The sequence below is a fragment of the Turicimonas sp. TL08 genome (genome assembly GCF_054660695.1).
In genome coordinates this window covers 12,114-30,717 of the sequence record NZ_BAAGDP010000027.1, presented here as the reverse complement: position 1 = coordinate 30,717, position 18,604 = coordinate 12,114, and the positions used below count along the sequence as shown (strand labels likewise).

Sequence of the window (18,604 nt, the reverse complement as noted above, 5' to 3'; positions counted from 1 at the left end):
GATAAATGTATTAAGGGCGGGACACGCCCGGTTAGCCTGTGAAATGAACGGTGCAGTAAGGCCGTTGTCAGCAGGAACCCAACGAGACCTTCTACAACAATAGGCTACGGCTGTTGTAGTGGTGGTAGGGAATCCTCTTCGTTCACGAAGAGGAGGATGTCAATAAAAATGTAATAACTTTTAGCTTTTTTGCTTAATTAGTTTGATATTTTTGAACTACTTAGCTGATACCTAACTCAAGGAAAAAATATGAGAAGTGACAAAATCAAAAAAGGACCTGAGGCAGCTCCTCATCGTTCTTTGTTATATGCATTGGGATTAACAGACGAAGAACTTAAAAAGCCATTAATTGGAATCGTAAGTTCCAAAAACGACATTGTTCCGGGACATATGAATCTGGACAAAATTGTTGATGCAGTTAAACAAGGCGTTGCTCTGGCCGGAGGTGTTCCAATCGTATTTCCTGCAATTGCTGTCTGTGACGGAATTGCCATGGGCCACGAAGGGATGAAGTATTCTTTGGTCAGCCGTGAACTTATCGCTGACAGCACTGAAGCCATGACAATTGCTCACGCTTTAGATGCTCTTGTGATGGTTCCAAATTGCGATAAGAATGTTCCTGGCCTTTTAATGGCTGCTGCCAGACTTAATATTCCTACGATTTTTGTCTCAGGCGGTGCAATGAGCGCCGGAACTATCGGTAAGAAGAAATTGTCTTTGGTTTCTGCCTTCGAAGGTGTCGCCGCATTCAAAACAGACAAAATTGATGCAGAAAAGCTTAAAGAAATCGAACACAAGGCTTGCCCGACATGCGGATCTTGTTCCGGCATGTTTACAGCTAACTCCATGAACTGCTTGACAGAAGTTCTCGGAATGGCACTTCCCGGCAACGGAACCATCCCTGCGGTCATGAGTGCTCGTATCCGTTTGGCTAAACAAACCGGTATGAAGATCATGGAGCTGCTTGAGAAGAATATTCTTCCCCGCGACATCATGAAAGAAGATGCTTTCATGAATGCTATGACAATGGATATGGCGCTCGGATGTTCTACCAACTCCATGCTTCATTTGCCGGCCATCGCTCACGAATGCGGCATTAAATTGGACATGCATTTAGCCAATGAGATTTCAGAAAGAACACCAAACCTCTGCCATCTCTCTCCTGTCGGCTCACACTTTATTGAAGAACTCAACGAAGCCGGAGGCATTCCTGCTGTTATGAAGGAAATTGCCAAGAAAGGTCTTCTGAAGACAGATTTAATGACCGTGACAGGCAAGACTATTGAAGAGAATTTGGCAGACGCCGAAATTAAAGATCCTGAAATTATTCGTTCTATCGACAATCCATACAGTGAAACCGGTGGAATTGCAGCCTTGTTCGGCAATTTAGCTCCGGACGGCTGTGTCGTAAAAAGAGCTGCCGTGGCTCCTGAAATGCTGGTTCATAAAGGTCCGGCCAGAGTATTCGACTCCGAAGAAGAAGCAATTAAGGCCATTTGGGATCAAAAGATTAAAGCCGGAGACGTTGTTGTCATCCGCTACGAAGGTCCTAAAGGAGGCCCCGGTATGCGTGAAATGCTTTCTCCGACATCAGCCATTATCGGCAGCGGCTTAGGCTCTTCCGTAGCCCTTATTACCGACGGAAGATTTTCTGGTGCTACTCGCGGCGCGGCGATTGGACATGTCTCTCCTGAAGCTGCCATTGGCGGTCCGATTGGATTGTTGGAAGAAGGAGACATCATTTCCATCAATATCCCGGAACACAAAATTGAAGTTGAACTCTCAGACGAAGAGTTGGAAAAGAGAAAAGCCAAATGGAAGCCAAGACAGCCTAAGATTACAACCGGCTATCTGGCAAGATATTCCAAACTTGTCAGCTCCGGAACTTCAGGCGCTGTTCTTTCATAAAATCTAAAATAACTAAGGGAGGCTTCGGCCTCCTTTCTAATCCCTTGGAGAAAATCTTGAGTACCTTTTCCTGTAATGAAGACCTTTGTTCCGGATGCGGAACATGCGTTTTTGTCTGCCCAAAACATTTATTGACCTTGGAAGATAGACACCCGGTAATGTCAGACGAGAATGCTGACAAATGCACGGAGTGCGGGCAATGTGTTGCCTTTTGTCCTGAGGGTGCTGCTGAACAAGAGATTTCAGAAGGCAAAACTTTAGGACCTAGTCTGGCTTACGACATTAAAAACAAAGCCATTATTGACGGAGCTCTTAAAAGCCGCCGCTCCTATCGGACATTTGCCAAAAGGCCTGTCTCCCCGGCTTTGATAGAAGAAATTCTTGAAGTTGCTAACTTGGCTCCATCCGGTAGAAATGCCAGATTTTTAAGATGGATTGTCCTTCCCACCCCAGCAAAAATTAGAGAATTTAATCAAACAGCTTTGAATTGGCTTGTTAATGAAGCATCCGAAGATTCTGCATTCACTAAACGCTATAGCCCTGAATCCATGATTGAGCTTCTGAAAAATGGCAAAGACCCTTTCTTCTGTGGGGCTCCGGCTGCAGTATTTTTAGTTGGAGATAAGAATCAGCGTTGGGGAGAAATTGATTGCGCCATTGCTGCCACCTACTTTAATTTAGCCGCTGAAGCCAGAAATATTGGCTGCTGTTTTGCCGGCAGAGGAACTAATATTGCTCAGGCTTCTCCTGCCCTTCGTCAACTTCTTGAGGTTCAGGATAACGAAAGTGTTTACATCGGTCTGTTCTTTGGTCACAAGACCGTTCAAGCACACCATGTTCCAGCACGCGGTCCAGTTCCTGTAACTTTCCTGTAATCGTATAAAGCGAGGACTATGACAGGTCCTTGCTTTTGTCAAAAATAATTTGCCGTTGAGAACTCAACTAACGTCTCCAGTCAAAAGCAAATTTAGGAAGGGTGAGTATCTTTCGTTCATCCTGTTCCATCACCTTTTCGTTTCACTTTAGTGTTTTTTTCGTTCCAAATTGGAACGAAAAAGAGGCACTTTTGGAACGAAAAATGCCTTCAGCTATTTCAAAGAAAAGAAAATACAAAAGTAGTACCATCAAAGTGTGCTTTTCTTGATTCTCGAAAAAGTCGCAGAAAAAAGACGGTATATCCTGAAGTTCCAAAGAAAACCATCAGACTATTCCGCCTTGATATTAGAAAGAAGCTCTTGTTTGCAACATCCTAATAAGTTTCGAAAATTCTTCTTGCTTCTTCTAGCTCTGGACTTTTCTTTAAAGCTAGCTGAAGGAGAACACGTGCTTTTTGCGGATTCAAAGAACCTGCATTAATAAAGTTTTGCCATTCGGAGTTTGAATCCACCACCAAACCACTTCCTGTTCTGCTGGAACGTACTACTAAAACGCCTTTATTTGCAGCTCTTTCAAGTCCGGAGAATGCATTTTTGTGGATGCTGCCATTACCCATCCCTGCATAGACAATACCTTTTGCTCCGGCTGCCACTGCTGCATCGATAAGTGCGGAATCCTGATTAGCATGTGCATAGATAATGTCGACTCGCGGTAAATCTCTTACGTCTTGGACAGAAAACTCTGTTTGAGTAGTATGGGGCTTAACGCTTTGTTTAAAGAAATAAGGAGTACCTCCCGTAACCGTCCCCAAAGCACCAAACAGTCTGGACTGAAAAGTATCCACATTGGTGGTATTGGTTTTAGTTACGTCTCTAAGTCCATGAATTTCGTCATTCATGACTGCAAGAACTCCCTTTCCTTTTGCTTCAGGACAAACCGCAACTTTGACTGCTTCAATAATATTCATGGGGCCGTCCGCACTGATTGCAGTTGCTGGTCTCATTGAACCAACCAAGATAACGGGTTTATCGGAAGACAACACTAAATTCAATAAGAAGCCTGTTTCTTCCAGAGTGTCGGTACCGTGAGTGATGACAACGCCTGCAATAGAGTCGTCATCTAAATATTTTTGAGAAATCTCGGCAAGTTTTTCCCAGATATCATCAGTCATATCTTCGCTGCCGATATTGCTTACCTGCTCCGTAACAATCTCTGCAACCTCTGCTAACACAGGAACAGAATCAACAATGTCAGCAACAGTTGCGGAACCAGGAACATATCCTGTCGTTGCTGTGGAAGAAGCAGCTTTTCCTGCAATGGTTCCGCCGGTGGCAAGAATTGCAACTTTAGGTAGTTTCGGATTCGTCACTTTCAACTCCGTGAAAAAGTTTTTAAAACGTGATACTAAAAAGGCGTTGCTAGGAAAACAACGCCTTCAAGAGAATAATTAAACTGTTATGGCTTTAAAACTTCAAGACCACCCATGTAAGGTCTTAAAACTTCCGGAACGGTAACGCTGCCGTCTGCATTCTGATAGTTTTCCAGAACAGCAACTAAAGTTCTTCCTACCGCCAATCCGGACCCGTTCAATGTATGAACATATTCCGGTTTGTTTTGTGCATTCTTAAAACGAGTCTGCATTCTGCGGGCTTGGAAAGCTTCGCAGTTAGAAACAGAGCTGATTTCGCGATAAGTGTTCTGGGCAGGAATCCAAACTTCCAAGTCGTATGTCTTAGCAGAGCCGAAACCCATGTCACCTGTGCAGAGTGTAATAACACGATACGGTAAACCGAGTTTCTGAAGAATCTTTTCAGCGCATACAACCATTTCTTCAAGATGCTGGTAGCTGTCTTCCGGTTTAGTAATGCGGACCATTTCGACTTTTTCGAACTGGTGCTGGCGAATCATACCGCGCGTGTCTTTGCCATAAGAACCGGCTTCGGAACGGAAGCAAGGAGTCTGAGCGGTAATCTTAATTGGTAAGTCAGACTCTTTGAGCATCAGGCCTCTGACGGAGTTAGTTAAAGTAACTTCAGAAGTCGGAATCAAATAGAAAATCTCACCCTCGCCTTCTTGACCGCCCTTCTTGGCGGCAAACAAGTCTTCTTCAAACTTAGGAAGCTGACCGGTACCGATTAAGGTTTCTTGGTTAGCGATATAAGGTGTATAGCATTCTGTGTAGCCGTGTTCTGTTGTGTGAGTGTCCAGCATGAACTGAGCAAGGGCGCGGTGGAGACGTGCAACTGGTCCCTTCATGAAAGCAAAGCGTGTGCCGGCGAGTTTTGTACCGGTTTCAAAATCCAAACCTAAAGGAGCACCGACATCAACGTGGTCTTTGATTTCAAAATCAAAATTACGCGGTGTACCCCAGCGGCGTACTTCAACGTTTTCAGTTTCGTCTTTGCCGACCGGAACAGATTCGTGCGGAAGATTTGGAATAGTCAACAGAAGATCTGTCAAAGCTTTCTTAAGCTCTTCGGTTCTCTTTTCTAAGTCGCTTAATTTGGAAGCAATTTCACTTCCTTTCTGCATCAGCTCAGTGGCGTCTTGACCGGACTTTTTAGCTGCGCCGATCTGTTTGGCTACAGCGTTTCTTTGAGCCTGAAGCTGTTCGGTTTCAGATTGAACAGCCTTTCTTTCGGACTCAAGAGCGTTGTATTTTTCTACTGGAAATTGAAACTTTCTCGTTGCCAATCTGGCGACAACTTCATCTAAGTTTTTGCGAAGGAGGTTCTGGTCAAGCATTTTTATTAATGTCTCACAATTTTTTTAAACATAAGTAATGATTGTACGCCATAAGATAGTAATACTTAAGGCTGCAACTCTCTAGGTTCGGTTATTTTGGATTGACGTGTTCAGGCTCGTTGTATTTATTTCCGCTTCTTAATCCTTCCGGAGCCGATTGCGCGGTTCTTGCTTCTTGATTAAGCCGTTGGAGTTCTTTCAGTCTTTCTCCAATTTTGATTTCTAAGCCTCTGGGAACAGGATGGTAAAAGCGAAGTTCTTCCAAATCATCCGGAAAATATTTTTCGCCTGCTGCAAACGCGCCCTCTTCGTCGTGGGCGTATCTATAATGAGTTCCGTAGCCTAAATCTCCCATTAGTTTAGTCGGCGCATTTCTCAGCTTTAAGGGGACAGCTCTTGTGGAGTCTTTTTTAACAAAAGCCTTCATTTGGTTATATGCTTTGTAGACAGCATTAGATTTCGGAGCCATCGCTAAATAAATCACGGCGTTTGCCAAAGCCAACTCACCCTCAGGAGAGCCAAGACGCTCGTAGATCCGAACCGCTTCACTAGCTAAGGTTATGGCTCGGGGGTCGGCGAGACTGATATCTTCAATAGACATTCGTACCAATCTTCTGCCGAGATAAAGCGGGTCAACACCACCGTCAAGCATTCTGCACATCCAGTAAAGAGCAGCATCCGGATCAGAGCCTCTGACGGATTTATGGAGAGCCGAAATCTGGTCGTAAAAATTCTCTCCCCCTTTGTCGAACCGGCGAATAGTTGAAGGAAGTGTCTTTCTAACGAAATCTTCAGTGATGACATGAATGCCATTATCACGGGCAACGGTCGTAATAACATCAACGGCATTTAGGAAGCGTCTCGCATCACCGTCCGCGAGATTAAATAGGATGTCTTTGGATTTTTCTTCAAAGGAAATATCAGGAAATTCTTGTTTGTTTGCCCTCTCTAACAGTTCATTCAAATCTGCTTTAGAAAGAGATTCAAGAACATAGACATTTGAGCGTGAAAGCAATGCTGAGATAACTTCAAAGCTCGGATTTTCAGTGGTGGCGCCGATAAAAGTAAAAAGACCGCTTTCCACATGAGGAAGAAAGGCGTCCTGCTGGCTCTTAGAGAATCTATGTACTTCATCGACAAAAACCACGGTAGATTTGCCGGTAGCTTCTCTGTATTTTGTAGCCTTTTCAACAGCGTCTCTAATATCTTTTACTCCTCCGAGCACTGCGGAGATAGAGATAAACGGCAAATGAAAAGCATCGGCCATTAATCTGGCAAGCGTGGTTTTGCCAACTCCCGGAGGACCCCAAAGAATCATCGAGTGAGGATGGCCGCTTTCAAAAGCACTTCTCAGAGCTTTGCCTTCTCCGAGAATTTGTTTTTGACCGACTACCTCATTAATTGTTTTAGGCCGCATGCGTTCAGCCAAAGGAGAGGCTTTATCTTCTACATTGTTTTTCTTTGTTTTTGTCGGTTCGGAAGAAGTTCCTGCACTTTCAAACTCGAATAAATTGTCTTGCATTTCGCTGATTCTTTAGAGATTTTTTTACTTTGGAAACATTAGCAATTAGGAAAGAAATTTTCAATGTCCTGCGGATTGGAATGAGAGGTTTGTAACCGACAATTATTTTTCCTTCTCTCCTTTACATTAACTTGTACTTTTAATAGATCGAAAAACACATTGAAGCGTCTCGCCTATATGATGAAAACGTGAAGAGAGATGATTCTCCATCAAATTCCTCTTATCAGATAAAACTTTAGGCTCAAGCTTGCCGCCTGAGCCATTTTTTTGCTGTGTTGTGGTAATAATTACCAAGCTCCCATCCAGGTAATCAGCAACGCGTTAATTAAGTCAATTAGGAAAGCTCCAACAATACTGACAATCAACCAGGCTCTCGGACTGGTCCCATATTTTTCGGCAATAGCTTGCATGTTTGCCAAACCGTTAGCAGTAGCCCCCATTGAGAAGCCGATACCTCCGACGCAGAGCATCGTTGCGTCGTAGTTTCTTCCGAAGACCAAGAATACGCAGATCCAGAGGAACAGGACGGTAAGGATGGTTTGGCAGGCCAAAATAACAACTAAAGGTCCGGCCAAATTGATAAGTTCGTTAAGCTTTAGGCTGTTGATGGCCATCGTAACGAACAAGACCAAGCTAATATCGGCGATAGCGTTCAAGCCTTTGCCGTCCACTCTGTATTTGCCGGAGAAATCGCCGACGTTTCGGACAATAGCAGCAACCATCATGGATCCGATGTAGGCGGGAAGCGTGATAAAGTGATCAAGGAATGATGAAACGGCGACTCCCGCAGCCATACTCAGAGTAACGATGCTGGTAGCTTTCATTAACTGAGCGGTCATTGTCGGCTGATGGTCAGAGTCGATTACGTCGGTGTCGAACTCCTCAGGAATCTTTACGTCTTCATTGGAGACGTTTTCGATAGGAGTTTTGACTTTGTATTTCCTGATAAGAAAACTTCCTAAGGGCGCTCCGATGATCAAAGAAGCGACCATTCCGAAGGTGGCTGCCGTAATGGCGACAGCCGTTCCTCCTACAATCCCATAGGTTTGTTCGAAGTAAGGCCCGAAAGCGGCGGCCGTTCCTAATCCTCCCATCATAGAGACAGATCCCGCCAGAATGCCGTAATGCATATCTAGTCCCATCCATTCAGCGACTCCCATTCCTAAGAGGTTTTGCAGAACGGTAAGAACTGTAACGGCTATAAGAAATCCAACCAACAGCCCTCCTCCCTGCTTGACAACTTTCAGCCCTGCTGAAAGACCAATGGTGGTAAAGAAAGCAAGCATTAAAAGAGTTTGGAGGGAAGAATCAAAGTTAACGGTCAAAATTCCGTTGGCTTTTAAACCGGATAATAAGAAGGCGAAAGTCATACCTCCGATCACCGGACTTGGGACTGCAAATCTTTCGAATAAATAAACTCTTTTTCTAACCCACACACCAAAATAATAAGTACAGATAGCCAGTGCGACGGCCTGCACAGAAGAGACGTCAATAGTAAAAAGAGTTTCACCTGCCATTAAAAATCTTCCTTCCTAAGAAATGATTGAGAATAAAAACTAATTTTGTTATAAAAAAACTTCTAGAAACAAATATCTACAAGAAAGTTCCCCAAATAGGCACAGAGGGGGCGACTCGAAAGAATAACATTCCTTCCCGCATTTTTCCTTTTTTATAATGAATAAATGCATTGCAAGAAAATCTTAAATACAGCACTAGCCGTCGGATTGCTGGTTCTTACCGGCTGTGCGAGCAAACATCCTTTAGAAACTCCGCTAGGGCAAAGCTCTTTTCAGGAGTACTTAGCTGAAACTCGAGCTTGGATAGCCGAGAACCGTCATTTCGTTATGGACGACCATGAGAAAGAGCTAACCTACCATACGCCTTTTGAAATCCGGCCTGCCGGAAAGACGGACAAAGGAATTCTGCTTATTCATGGGTTGGGCGATTCTCCATGGACATATCGAGACCTCGCTCCTAAGCTAGCCGAACAAGGAATGCTTGTAAGAACGGTGCTGCTCCCCGGACATGGAACAAAACCGGCAGATATGATTGGTGTCACCAGCGAGGACTGGAATAAAGCCGTTCAAGAGCAAATAGACCTTCTAAAGAAAGAAGTTCCGAACGTTTGGCTCGGAGGATTTTCAACCGGAGGCAACCTCGCCTTCTCTCATGCAGCCGAAGATCCGGACATTCGAGGTCTGATTTTGTTTTCGCCGGCTATCGAAATCCGGACTAAGTTAGTCGAACTTGTTCCTTTCGCTGATCTCTTTATAGACTGGTTAAGAAAACCGGATAAAAAGACGGAAGGCGTCTTGCCTTTCAAATATGGGACAATTCCTTTGGATGGCTTGAACGCATTCAAAGATACAATGGATGATGCGGATAAGGCCTTAAAGAAAAAGCCTTACGATAAACCTGTGTTGGTAATGATGAGCGCTAATGACTCTATCGTTGACACTCAATCTCTCTTGAAGGTTTTTGATAAACAGCTGACCAATCCCAATTCAAAAATTATTTGGTATGGAGAGTTGCCGAAAAGCAAAATTTCTCTGAGTTCGAGAATTGTTGCTAAGAAGACCTTTCTTCCTAGCGAAAGAATCGAAACATTCTCTCATATGGCTCTGACTTATTCTCCGGAAAATGAGTGGTACGGCAGAAACGGCAAGTACCGCTATTGTGTGAACCGTTCTACCAAAGGCTACTATGAGAAATGCATGGCTGCTCCCGAAGTCTGGTACGGTGCATACGGAACCGTAGACGGAGATCGAATGTTTGCTCGGTTAACTTATAACCCATATTTTTTCAGGCAGTTAGATGACATTGAAAAAGTTATTGCGGCTGGAACCACTGAACTTCGGCCAAATACCATCCTTGAGAAAGTAACTCCAATTAAGGCTTCCCACTGAAGCAGATACCGAAGAAGGCCAAAGAATTATGAAAACCATGTTTAAATTTAAATCTGTTTTGATCTTAACAGCAGCTGCCGTCTTGGCAGCAGGACTCTCCGGCTGTTCCGATGAAAATGTCGGCAGCGTATCCTTAGGTATTTTGACCTTGAAGGATATCAAGATCAGTGCGTTCCAAGACAGAGACGTCCCAGGGGTCACTTGTCATGTGGCAAGTATTGACTCGCCTTTGACCCTCAGTGACCCGTCCGATGCTTCCGTTTCCTGTGTACAAACAGGCGAGATCACGCCGGAGATGATTGAAAACGTCAAAAGAAACAAGACCGGTGAAGTGGTCTTTAAACAGTCCAAAAGCGTATTTCTTAAGACCTTAAAGATTAAAAGAATCTTTGATGAAAAGAACCAAACATTGATGTATATCGCCTATACCACGAAAGAATTTAACGGCAGCTTTAAGAATAGTTTGTCTACGATTTCTCTCTGGAGGACAAAAGCTTACAATCCGGCAATCGCCGCTGAAAATCAGAACTAATTTTTGAGAGACAGGTAAATCATGATTGCCTATTACTCTCTTTGATAAAATCAGCTTTTTTATAGGAGAACAAAAATGAACCAAGTTATTACTTGCGAAAATGCACCGGCTGCAGTCGGTACATATTCAGTAGCTTTTAAGGCAGGCAATACTCTTTACTGCTCCGGACAGCTCGGAATTGATCCTTCTACAGGTGAATTACCGAATTCTGTTGAAGCTCAAGTTCGCCAGGCTTTCAGAAATGTTTTTGCAATCGTTGAATCTGCCGGCGGCAAGCCTTCAGACATCGTAAGACAGACTGTCTATTTGACAGATCTTGCCAACTTTGCCGTTGTTAACAAAGTCATGGCCGAAGTTTTCAAAGCCCCTTATCCGGCAAGAAGCTGCGTACAAATTTCTGCATTGCCTAAAGGCGGATTAGTAGAAGTTGAAGCAACCGCAGTGATTGGTTAAGTCTTTACCAAGGAGTGGACCGCGGAAGAAGGCGGTTCACCATGTCACGAACGGCAGGCTCAGAATCGGCCATTTTATCCTGCAGAGTCACCTGATTTACAGGCTTTTTCATGGCAACGATCTGAGTCTTTTCATTTTTCTTCAAAAAGAAAAGACGAGCGTCTTTTAGATAGGGAAAAGGTTTTTGAGCGACTCGGGCTTCGTACATAATGGTCGCAGGACAAACAAGTTCGTCCTTAGAAGGTTTTTTGACAATTTTGACAGTTAGACCTTTGTCTTCCAAAGCTTTCTTCAAGAAGAGAAAGAAAGAAGGCGGTGCACTGTTATTGTCAACCAAACAAACAGTGTCAAATCCAAAAGAATTTCTAAGATAGTACCCGTTAAACTCACTCGCACATCCCCCTAATAGGAACAGTGCGGAAGCAGAGAATATAACTGTTAAGTATTTAGACATAAACTTTGGATAAAAACAGTACGAAGGATTATTCTAACAATCTAACACTTTTTGAACACATTTATTTTATAAATATGGCAGGTAAAAATACTAAATATCCCGTAATAGCTTTATGGAATCCTATTTGGACCATTGTTTGGTCTCTTCTTTTTTCACCGGTATTCGGTGCATTCCTTCAAAGGACAAATTGGGCAGAAATGGGAGAACCGGATAAAGCAAGTCAAAGCGGAATTTGGGTTGCACTCGGGCTGATTTTTTTAGGCGGCTATCTTTTCGCGGAGCCCTTTTTGCCGGATGCTAATGATTTTTCTCAATATTACTTTTTGATTTGCTGGTTTATCTTCTATTTCTTATGGGTAGTCTTTGACGGACGCTTCCAAGTTAAAGCCGTTGCTGATCGTTACGGTACCGATTACCATCACAAGCTTTGGGGCAAACCTCTGATGCTCGGCGCAGGCGGCCTTCTTCTATGGACAGCCGTTTCATTAACCTACATCATGGGTTTAGTCATGATGGGCTTTATCAAAATAGATTAATGCAGTCAGAATCTTTTTTCTCAGCTGCGCACGATGTGTTCAGCGAGACCAATGAACTTCTGTCGGGAGATCTTCTCCTGGCCGATAATTCGTTGGAAGAAACGGCTAATGAAAATCTATCCGTTCGATATCGTAAGTTGGCTCTTCTCTTTGCCTTCGGAGGCTCTTTAGGAAAGAATCCGGAACGTGCAGTTTCTCTTTTTAAAAAGTCAGCGAATTTAGGTGATACAGAGTCGCCCTTTTATTTAGCGATGGCTCTAAGAGAAGGTTTCGGAGTACCTCAGAATCTTCAAGAATCTTTTGCCTGGCTGCGAATCTCATCAGCAAAGAATTTTCCTCCAGCGCTTTATGAAATGGCATTTGCGCTTCAGGAAGGAATCGGTTGTCAAAAAGATCCGACCTCTGCCTCCCAATTATTTTCTAAGGCGGCCAATCTTAAATATCCGAAGGCTGTCTCAAGAATGCTTCGTTTCTCGCTTGAGAAAGAGAAGATTGATTTAAAAGAAGTTTTGTATTGGATCAACGCCGGAAAAAATTCCGTTCCCTCTTCTATGTATGCATGTGCCAAGGAGCTTTTAAGCCGACCTGAGCCTCAAACTTATCAAGCTTTATACCTATTGGAAGAAGGTGCGGCTCTAGGGGATACAGAGAGTCAAGCGGCTTTGGCCGCTTTCTGGTATGAAGGATTGTATTGTTCTTCAAATATGGTCTTAGCTCTTGTTTTTGCCCATATGGCCGCATCAAGAGGCCATTATTTGGCTTCTCAATGGCTTGAGAACTGGAGGAAACAGGCTAATGATAAAGAACTAAGCGAAGCCGCAGAAATAGCATCCGGCGCGTCATCTCGTCAAATTATCGAGAATTTGCGCCGGAAAGGACTAAATGGTTAAGCAGAGTAGAAATTGTGAGTTGCAATGCGCTGATGGCAAGAAAGCTCACCTAACTGTTTCAACCCGTTCTTTTTAACATCCATTCTTAGATTTTGAAGGATATGGAGAGCGGACGGTGCGATATCTCCAGCCAATAAGCCGCAGTCGATATTTTCTGAAGCGGCACCGTGCAGATAGATGGAAGATAGAATGGCACTTACAAAGTCAAATTTTTGAGCGAACATAGCACCCATCATTCCACACAACGCATCTCCCGAACCTGCTGTAGCCAGGCCAGCTGTTCCGGTCGGATTGATCCAGGTAACACCGCTCTTTTGGGCAATCACCGTTCCATTCCCTTTAAGGACAGCCACAGTACCCGTCAAAACAGAAATCTCTTGGGCTCGCATTACGCGATCAGATTGAACATCTTTGACGGTAGTTTTTAAAAGACGAGCAGCTTCACCCGGATGTGGAGTAAGGACAGTATGGGCACTTCTCTGAGCGGTTTTACTCATCAATTCAGAATCTTGAGCGATCATGGTAAGAGCATCGGCGTCAATTATCAAGGGAATCGGAAGATCCAACGCTTCGTTGAGACGCTGACGGGCTTTCTGACTAAAGCCAAGACCAGGGCCGATGACTAAGGCATCAATTTCTGAAAAGTCAATTTTTTCTCGGAACATGAGTTCCGGGCAACCGGGATCGTAGACGAGATTTTCTTCAACCAATTCGACAAGAACAGAGCCCGCTCCCATGCGAAGAGCTGCAGCGCCGGCGATAAGAGCGGCTCCTACCGTGCCCTTACCTCCTCCGATAATGCCTAAGCGGCCGAAGTCTTTTTTAGAGGAGATTAGTTTTCTAGGAGCTAAAACTGATTTGAAATCAATAGGCTCAACTAAATTGATATTGGAAAGAGGAATAGAAACACCCAAATTATCAGTGTGAACGTGTCCACAGACTTCTTGGCCGATACCGGTAAATAAACCAGGTTTGCCGGCTAAGAATGTGATGGTGACATCACTGCAGCATCCGGGCATGGAACCAATCCATTGACCTGTTTGACTATCAAGTCCGGTTGGGATATCCAATGATACGTGCACCGCTTCTCTTTCGTTGTACCACTGTACAGCATCGATATATTCGCCTTTCAACGGTTTGTTCAGGCCAATACCAAAAATGGCATCAATAACGACTTGAGATTTTGGTGCGTTATACGGATCTTCAAAAGTCTTGCCTCCAATTTCGTCCCACATCTGCTTGGCTTTATAAGCATCTGTTCCTTCTTTTGGAGACTTACCTGCCACCTGTACGCAATAGACATCGTAGCCTCTTTCAACAAGGGCTCGTGCACAAACGTAGCCGTCTCCCCCGTTATTACCGGGCCCGCATAAAACGGTAACGGTGCAGGGAGACTTGTGGAGGTGACAAACTAAATCGGCAGCTGCTGTGCCAGCCCTTTCCATTAAAGTAAAAGGACCGAGGATTCTAGCGTTTTTTTCTTCAAGCTCACGAAGTGTGGAGAGCTCAAGCAGTTGTTCAGACAAAATTATCTCCTTATCCTATAAAAGGCGCATTTTGCGCCTTTTGAGAATACGTATCAAAATTCATTAATTAATTCTTCTTCGCAAATCTTTCCGGCGAATACAGTTCAGGATTCACTGCGGGTGTTTTGCCTTCAATCACATCAGCCAAAAGTTCTCCGCATCCTGTAGAAAGAGCCCATCCGTTCAAACCGTGACAGATGTTCAAATACAAGCCTTCTAAAGAAGTTTTCCCGCAGCTTGGTAAGCTATCCGGGTGAATGAGAGTTTGTCCGGACCAATTTGTGGTATCGGTCCAAACAGCGCTCTGCGGTACAAGTTTGCAAGCAGCTTGATAAAGCTCCTCAATTGTTTTATCGGCTACATCTTTAGAGACATCGCCAAGCCAGAAGCGTCCGCAAACTCTAAGTCTGTTTCCGAGTCTGGTAATCAGAATGTCTTTGTTTTCAAACTGCAGCGAATGTGTCGGAACTGCATTGACAGGCTGAATGGCCGCAGTAATCGTCCAACCGGTAACTATCGCCATAGGAAGATCGAGGACATTTGCCAGCAATTCTTTTGCCCCGACATTGTTTGACAAGATAACGGCATCAGCAGAGATTTCTCCCTTATCTGTTTCAACGCCGGTTATTTTGCCGTCCTCACCTTTTATCAACTTAGTGACGGTGGTGTGGTACATCATGGTCAGATCCGGATCCGCAATATTCAGCATCTGAATTTGCTTAGAGTAGTAGGAACCGTTGCCGGAGAGTTCCTGCGGCATATAGAAGCTGCCTAGGAGATCTGGGACTTCAATGGAATTTTCCAGGCGTCTGGTTTCTTCTGCATCGAGCCACTCTCCCCCTTTTCTCGCCTCTTCTTCCTTGTGAGCTTCTTCCCATACGGTTTCATTGGTATAGAGGCGAAGCAAACCATAAGTTTGTTCAAAGGAAATATCCTGAAGCCTAGCTTCAAATTCAGTCAAACCAACACTGTATCGAGCTAACTCAATGAGGGACTGACTGTCTTTTTTCCATTTATCGGCACTGCGAGAATTAGCCAAGGAACGCAAAAACTTCATATGACTTAAAGACATATCCCAACCAAGGCGTCTTGTCTTAGCAAAAACGCTGGCAAGTCCTGCTTTCCCTTTAAATGGGGAACACAACATTGCAATAGATAAGGCTCCCATAAAGCCGGCCATTCCGAAGCTGCAGCCCTGGTTGGGAGAAGAAGCTGATTCAATTAGGGTAACTTTATGTCCTCTTTTCCGCAAAGAGTGGGCACAAGCAATGCCGGTTACTCCGGCTCCTACAACGATTATCTGCATTTGTTGGATATCCTAAACTTATGGTGTTATTGTAGCTTTATTCGAATAGGTCTTATACCAATTTAGGCTCTATTACGCAATGGAAATCGTGAAAAAATTTTCAATTAATGGTATTGCAATGGAATTAGATACTGATGCAACTGAATTAAAAAAAGAACTTTGGACGATTGATGAGCTTGAAGATGCTTCCGGTCTGTCTAAAAGAACTATTAAATACTATGTTCAGCTGGGATTGATTTCTCCTGCGATTGGAGAAACCCGGAGTGCCCGTTATTCTGTATCTCATCTAAATGAAATAGAGTTCATTAGGAATCTTCAAAACAAGGGTTATACCTTAAAACAGATTCAAGAAATGAAGCCTCGAGCGGAAGATGTAGTCCCAAAGAAAAGAAAAATTGCGGCCCCTCACCTCTTTTACGAGTTTTATTTAGGTCAAGGCGTCTATATCAAATTTGATAATAAAGGCGAACAGTTTGAAAGCCAGACTATGAAAGAGCTTGCCCTGAAAATGAGCGAACTTTTATATAAAGAACATCCTAAAAAAGCCGATTAATTCTACCTTCTGATTGAATATGGGTTTTGGTAGAATTTCTTTCTATAAAACATATTCTAGTTGTGGGATAAAAGTGACCGAAGAAAATACTTCCGGATGGAATAAATTAAAAAATTGGTTTAAAGCCGAAGAAGAACCGGGCCGAGACTTAATCATCAAGAATTGCCATTTTAAATCTCAAGCAGAAGTTGCCGGAGAGACACTCGTTTTGAACGGTGCCGGTCTGAGATCGATTGAAGGAGAAGAGATTTACTCCGTCGGTCTTTACCTGCCTAAAAAAACAACACGTGCTGATACTGCCAAAGCTTTGTTAGGAGCAAGAAGAGTTACCTTATATATTCTTAAGGACTTGGTTCCTGCAGACTTCATCCCTTCTCTAAGAAACGGCATTCAGATGAATACGAATGAGACCAGTCAGGAGTTTATTAAAGAAGAACAAGCTCAAATAGAAGATCTCATGGAAAGAATCGGTTCTTTTACAGCCGGGGATAAAGTCGATATTGATTGGCTCCCTAGAAAAGGAACATCGGTAAAAGTCAACGGAAAAGTTGTCAAAGATGGAATTAGAGGTAAAGCTATTTACGACGCAATCATGTTTATCTGGTTAGGCAATCATGCTCTTGAGGCTTCCCTCAAAGATTCTCTTCTTCACGTCTGAAGACGTTAATTTTTCTTTCTCCAATTAACAAGGCCTCCCTCGGGAGGCCTTTGTTCTAATCAGTTTTTAGTGCTGATTACTTAACGAACTTAGGATTGATCAAGTTCTGTGTGTTGAAGATTTCATCCCATTCTTTCTGAGTGAGAAGTTTTCTTTCATCAACAACGATCTGGTGCAAGGACTTGCCGGAGAGGTAACCTTCCTTAGCGATGTCTGCACAAACTTGATAACCGAAGTGTGGCTTGAGCAATGTAACGATACCGATGGAGTTCATTACATAGTCTCTGCAGCGTTCTGTGTTAGCTGTAACGCCATCAACCAACTTAGTGCGCAATGTGTCGCAAGCGTTGGCCATAACCTTCATCTGTGTGAACAAAGCGTATGTGATAACCGGTTCCATAACGTTCAGTTCGAGCTGGCCGGCAGAAGCAGCAAGCATAACTGTTGTGTCAAGACCGATAGCCAAGAAGGAAGCTTGGTTAGCAACTTCAGCAGCAACCGGATTAACTTTACCCGGCATGATGGAAGAACCAGGCTGGAGCTGTGGAAGATTGATTTCCTTCAAGCCGCAGCGAGGACCGGAAGCAAGAAGACGAATATCGTTGCAGATCTTAGTCATCTTAACTGCCAAACCCTTGATAGCGCTGGACAATGTCATGTAAGCGCCGCAGTCGCTGGTAGCAGCGATCAAGTCTGCAGAGTTCTTGAATGGGAGACCAGTCAATTCAGCCAAGTACTTGGAAGCCAATTCAGGATATCCAGGAGCAGCTGTTACTGTTGTACCGATAGCTGTTGCACCGAGGTTGATAACCAAGAGGTGTTTCTGAGCATCACGGAGGTTTTCGATTTCATCGTTGAGTGTGAAGCCCCAGCCGTGGAATTCCTGACCTAAAGTCATAGGAACAGCGTCTTGCAAGTGGGTACGGCCCATCTTCAATGTCTGGTCGAATTCTTTGGCTTTTGCATACAATGCATCGCGAAGCTGTTCAGCTGCCTTGATAAGGATGTTGGAGCGGAACATGCAGGAAAGATGGATTGCTGTTGGGTATGTGTCGTTAGTAGACTGACCGAAGTTAGCGTCGTTATTCGGGTTGACAATAGTGTAGTCGCCGAGCTTGCCGCCAAGATGCTGAATAGCGAGGTTGGAGATAACTTCGTTAGCGTTCATGTTAGTGGAAGTACCTGCACCACCCTGGAGCCAGTCAGTGATGAACTGGTCACGATATTTTTCAGTATCGTTGATGAGCTGGTCGCAAGCCCAAATCATTGCATCAGCAACTTTAGGTTCTACAACGCCCAATTCCTTATTGGCCATTGCGCAGGCTTTCTTAACATAAGCGAAAGCGATGATGAAGTAGATTTCTTGAGAGTTTCTTTCTTCGGTGATGAAGAAGTTTTCTTTACCGCGTAAAGATTGAACGCCATAGAGGGCGTTTTCTGGAACTTCAAGATCACCGATAAAATCATGCTCAATACGTGTCATATTGACTCCTCAAATAAAAGCAAACAAGCTGTCTGCTTGCCAACCGTATAACGTAAGTATTTGGAAAAATTCCAATGGTCAACTTACTTATAGATAATTTTTGTGCTAAGGAAAAAATATAGGTTTCCCCTTAGTTGCGTGCATTCTATACCAACTAAATTAAAAAGAGAATAGTTAACATCCGAGCCATCTCGAGCAAACCTTTTTTGTGGCAGTGATTTGTAATCAAAATTCTCGAAAATAATTAACCGCCAAT

The 18,604-nt window shown here is 43.8% G+C and carries 17 protein-coding genes; 9 read left to right on the top strand and 8 right to left on the bottom strand.

Features of this window, described 5'->3' with window-relative positions; translation table 11 throughout:
• Positions 1-249: 249 nt before the first annotated feature.
• Together ilvD and ACYQ4O_RS11415 are read left to right on the top strand one after the other, a co-directional pair.
• Positions 250-1,908, top strand: coding sequence for a dihydroxy-acid dehydratase (ilvD, locus tag ACYQ4O_RS11420; RefSeq protein WP_460175677.1), 1,659 nt, complete (start codon positions 250-252; stop codon positions 1,906-1,908).
• Positions 1,909-1,964: 56 nt separating this feature from the next.
• Entirely contained in the window at positions 1,965-2,783 is an 819-nt protein-coding gene (locus tag ACYQ4O_RS11415) for a nitroreductase family protein (protein WP_460175676.1), read from the top strand.
• Between the two features lie 374 nt (positions 2,784-3,157).
• Here the strand turns inward: ACYQ4O_RS11415 and ACYQ4O_RS11410 are convergent, their stop codons facing one another.
• From ACYQ4O_RS11410 to gltS, 4 genes are all read right to left on the bottom strand, one after another.
• The gene (locus tag ACYQ4O_RS11410) at positions 3,158-4,153 is read right to left on the bottom strand and encodes an asparaginase (RefSeq protein WP_460175675.1); all 996 of its coding nucleotides are present in this window, start codon (positions 4,151-4,153) and stop codon (positions 3,158-3,160) included.
• An 86-nt stretch (positions 4,154-4,239) separates the two neighbouring features.
• Complete coding sequence (gene serS / locus ACYQ4O_RS11405; protein WP_308513956.1) at positions 4,240-5,529, bottom strand: serine--tRNA ligase; 1,290 nt, start codon at positions 5,527-5,529, stop codon at positions 4,240-4,242.
• A gap of 91 nt (positions 5,530-5,620) precedes the next feature.
• Positions 5,621-6,946 carry a replication-associated recombination protein A gene (locus ACYQ4O_RS11400; protein ID WP_308513968.1) on the bottom strand — a complete coding sequence of 442 codons (1,326 nt, stop codon included), beginning with the start codon at positions 6,944-6,946 and terminating at the stop codon, positions 5,621-5,623.
• Positions 6,947-7,338: 392 nt separating this feature from the next.
• On the bottom strand, positions 7,339-8,568 hold the full coding sequence (gltS, locus tag ACYQ4O_RS11395; RefSeq protein WP_460175674.1) for a sodium/glutamate symporter: 1,230 nt from the start codon (positions 8,566-8,568) through the stop codon (positions 7,339-7,341).
• Between the two features lie 165 nt (positions 8,569-8,733).
• Between gltS and ACYQ4O_RS11390 the strand changes: the two genes are divergently transcribed.
• From ACYQ4O_RS11390 to ACYQ4O_RS11380, 3 genes are all read left to right on the top strand, one after another.
• Positions 8,734-9,957: an alpha/beta hydrolase gene (locus ACYQ4O_RS11390; RefSeq protein WP_460175673.1), complete on the top strand. Its 1,224-nt coding sequence runs from the start codon at positions 8,734-8,736 to the stop codon at positions 9,955-9,957.
• A 37-nt stretch (positions 9,958-9,994) separates the two neighbouring features.
• On the top strand, positions 9,995-10,489 hold the full coding sequence (locus ACYQ4O_RS11385) for a CreA family protein (RefSeq protein WP_460175672.1): 495 nt from the start codon (positions 9,995-9,997) through the stop codon (positions 10,487-10,489).
• Between the two features lie 75 nt (positions 10,490-10,564).
• Positions 10,565-10,942, top strand: a complete 378-nt coding sequence (locus tag ACYQ4O_RS11380) for a Rid family detoxifying hydrolase (RefSeq protein WP_308513960.1) — start codon at positions 10,565-10,567, stop codon at positions 10,940-10,942.
• A 4-nt stretch (positions 10,943-10,946) separates the two neighbouring features.
• On the opposite strand, the gene ACYQ4O_RS11375 is transcribed toward ACYQ4O_RS11380, so the two are convergent.
• A complete protein-coding gene (locus ACYQ4O_RS11375; RefSeq protein WP_308513961.1) occupies positions 10,947-11,396 on the bottom strand; it encodes a hypothetical protein in 450 nt (149 codons plus the stop codon).
• 74 nt (positions 11,397-11,470) lie between these two features.
• Between ACYQ4O_RS11375 and ACYQ4O_RS11370 the strand changes: the two genes are divergently transcribed.
• Together ACYQ4O_RS11370 and ACYQ4O_RS11365 are read left to right on the top strand one after the other, a co-directional pair.
• Positions 11,471-11,932 (top strand): hypothetical protein, encoded by a 462-nt coding sequence (locus ACYQ4O_RS11370; protein WP_308513962.1) that lies wholly within the window; start codon positions 11,471-11,473, stop codon positions 11,930-11,932.
• Positions 11,932-12,822, top strand: a complete 891-nt coding sequence (locus ACYQ4O_RS11365) for a tetratricopeptide repeat protein (RefSeq protein WP_460175671.1) — start codon at positions 11,932-11,934, stop codon at positions 12,820-12,822. The genes ACYQ4O_RS11370 and ACYQ4O_RS11365 overlap by 1 nt, the downstream gene beginning before the upstream one ends.
• On the opposite strand, the gene ACYQ4O_RS11360 is transcribed toward ACYQ4O_RS11365, so the two are convergent.
• Complete coding sequence (locus tag ACYQ4O_RS11360) at positions 12,819-14,348, bottom strand: NAD(P)H-hydrate dehydratase (RefSeq protein ID WP_460175670.1); 1,530 nt, start codon at positions 14,346-14,348, stop codon at positions 12,819-12,821. The genes ACYQ4O_RS11365 and ACYQ4O_RS11360 overlap by 4 nt on opposite strands.
• Before the next feature lie 67 nt (positions 14,349-14,415).
• Positions 14,416-15,654: an NAD(P)/FAD-dependent oxidoreductase gene (locus ACYQ4O_RS11355; protein WP_460175669.1), complete on the bottom strand. Its 1,239-nt coding sequence runs from the start codon at positions 15,652-15,654 to the stop codon at positions 14,416-14,418.
• 88 nt (positions 15,655-15,742) lie between these two features.
• Between ACYQ4O_RS11355 and ACYQ4O_RS11350 the strand changes: the two genes are divergently transcribed.
• Together ACYQ4O_RS11350 and ACYQ4O_RS11345 are read left to right on the top strand one after the other, a co-directional pair.
• Positions 15,743-16,207: a helix-turn-helix domain-containing protein gene (locus ACYQ4O_RS11350; protein WP_308513966.1), complete on the top strand. Its 465-nt coding sequence runs from the start codon at positions 15,743-15,745 to the stop codon at positions 16,205-16,207.
• 73 nt (positions 16,208-16,280) lie between these two features.
• Positions 16,281-16,865, top strand: a complete 585-nt coding sequence (locus ACYQ4O_RS11345; RefSeq protein ID WP_460175668.1) for a chalcone isomerase family protein — start codon at positions 16,281-16,283, stop codon at positions 16,863-16,865.
• A 76-nt stretch (positions 16,866-16,941) separates the two neighbouring features.
• Here ACYQ4O_RS11345 and ACYQ4O_RS11340 read toward each other — a convergent pair whose 3' ends face one another.
• Complete coding sequence (locus ACYQ4O_RS11340; RefSeq protein WP_460175667.1) at positions 16,942-18,348, bottom strand: aspartate ammonia-lyase; 1,407 nt, start codon at positions 18,346-18,348, stop codon at positions 16,942-16,944.
• Positions 18,349-18,604: the final 256 nt, after the last annotated feature.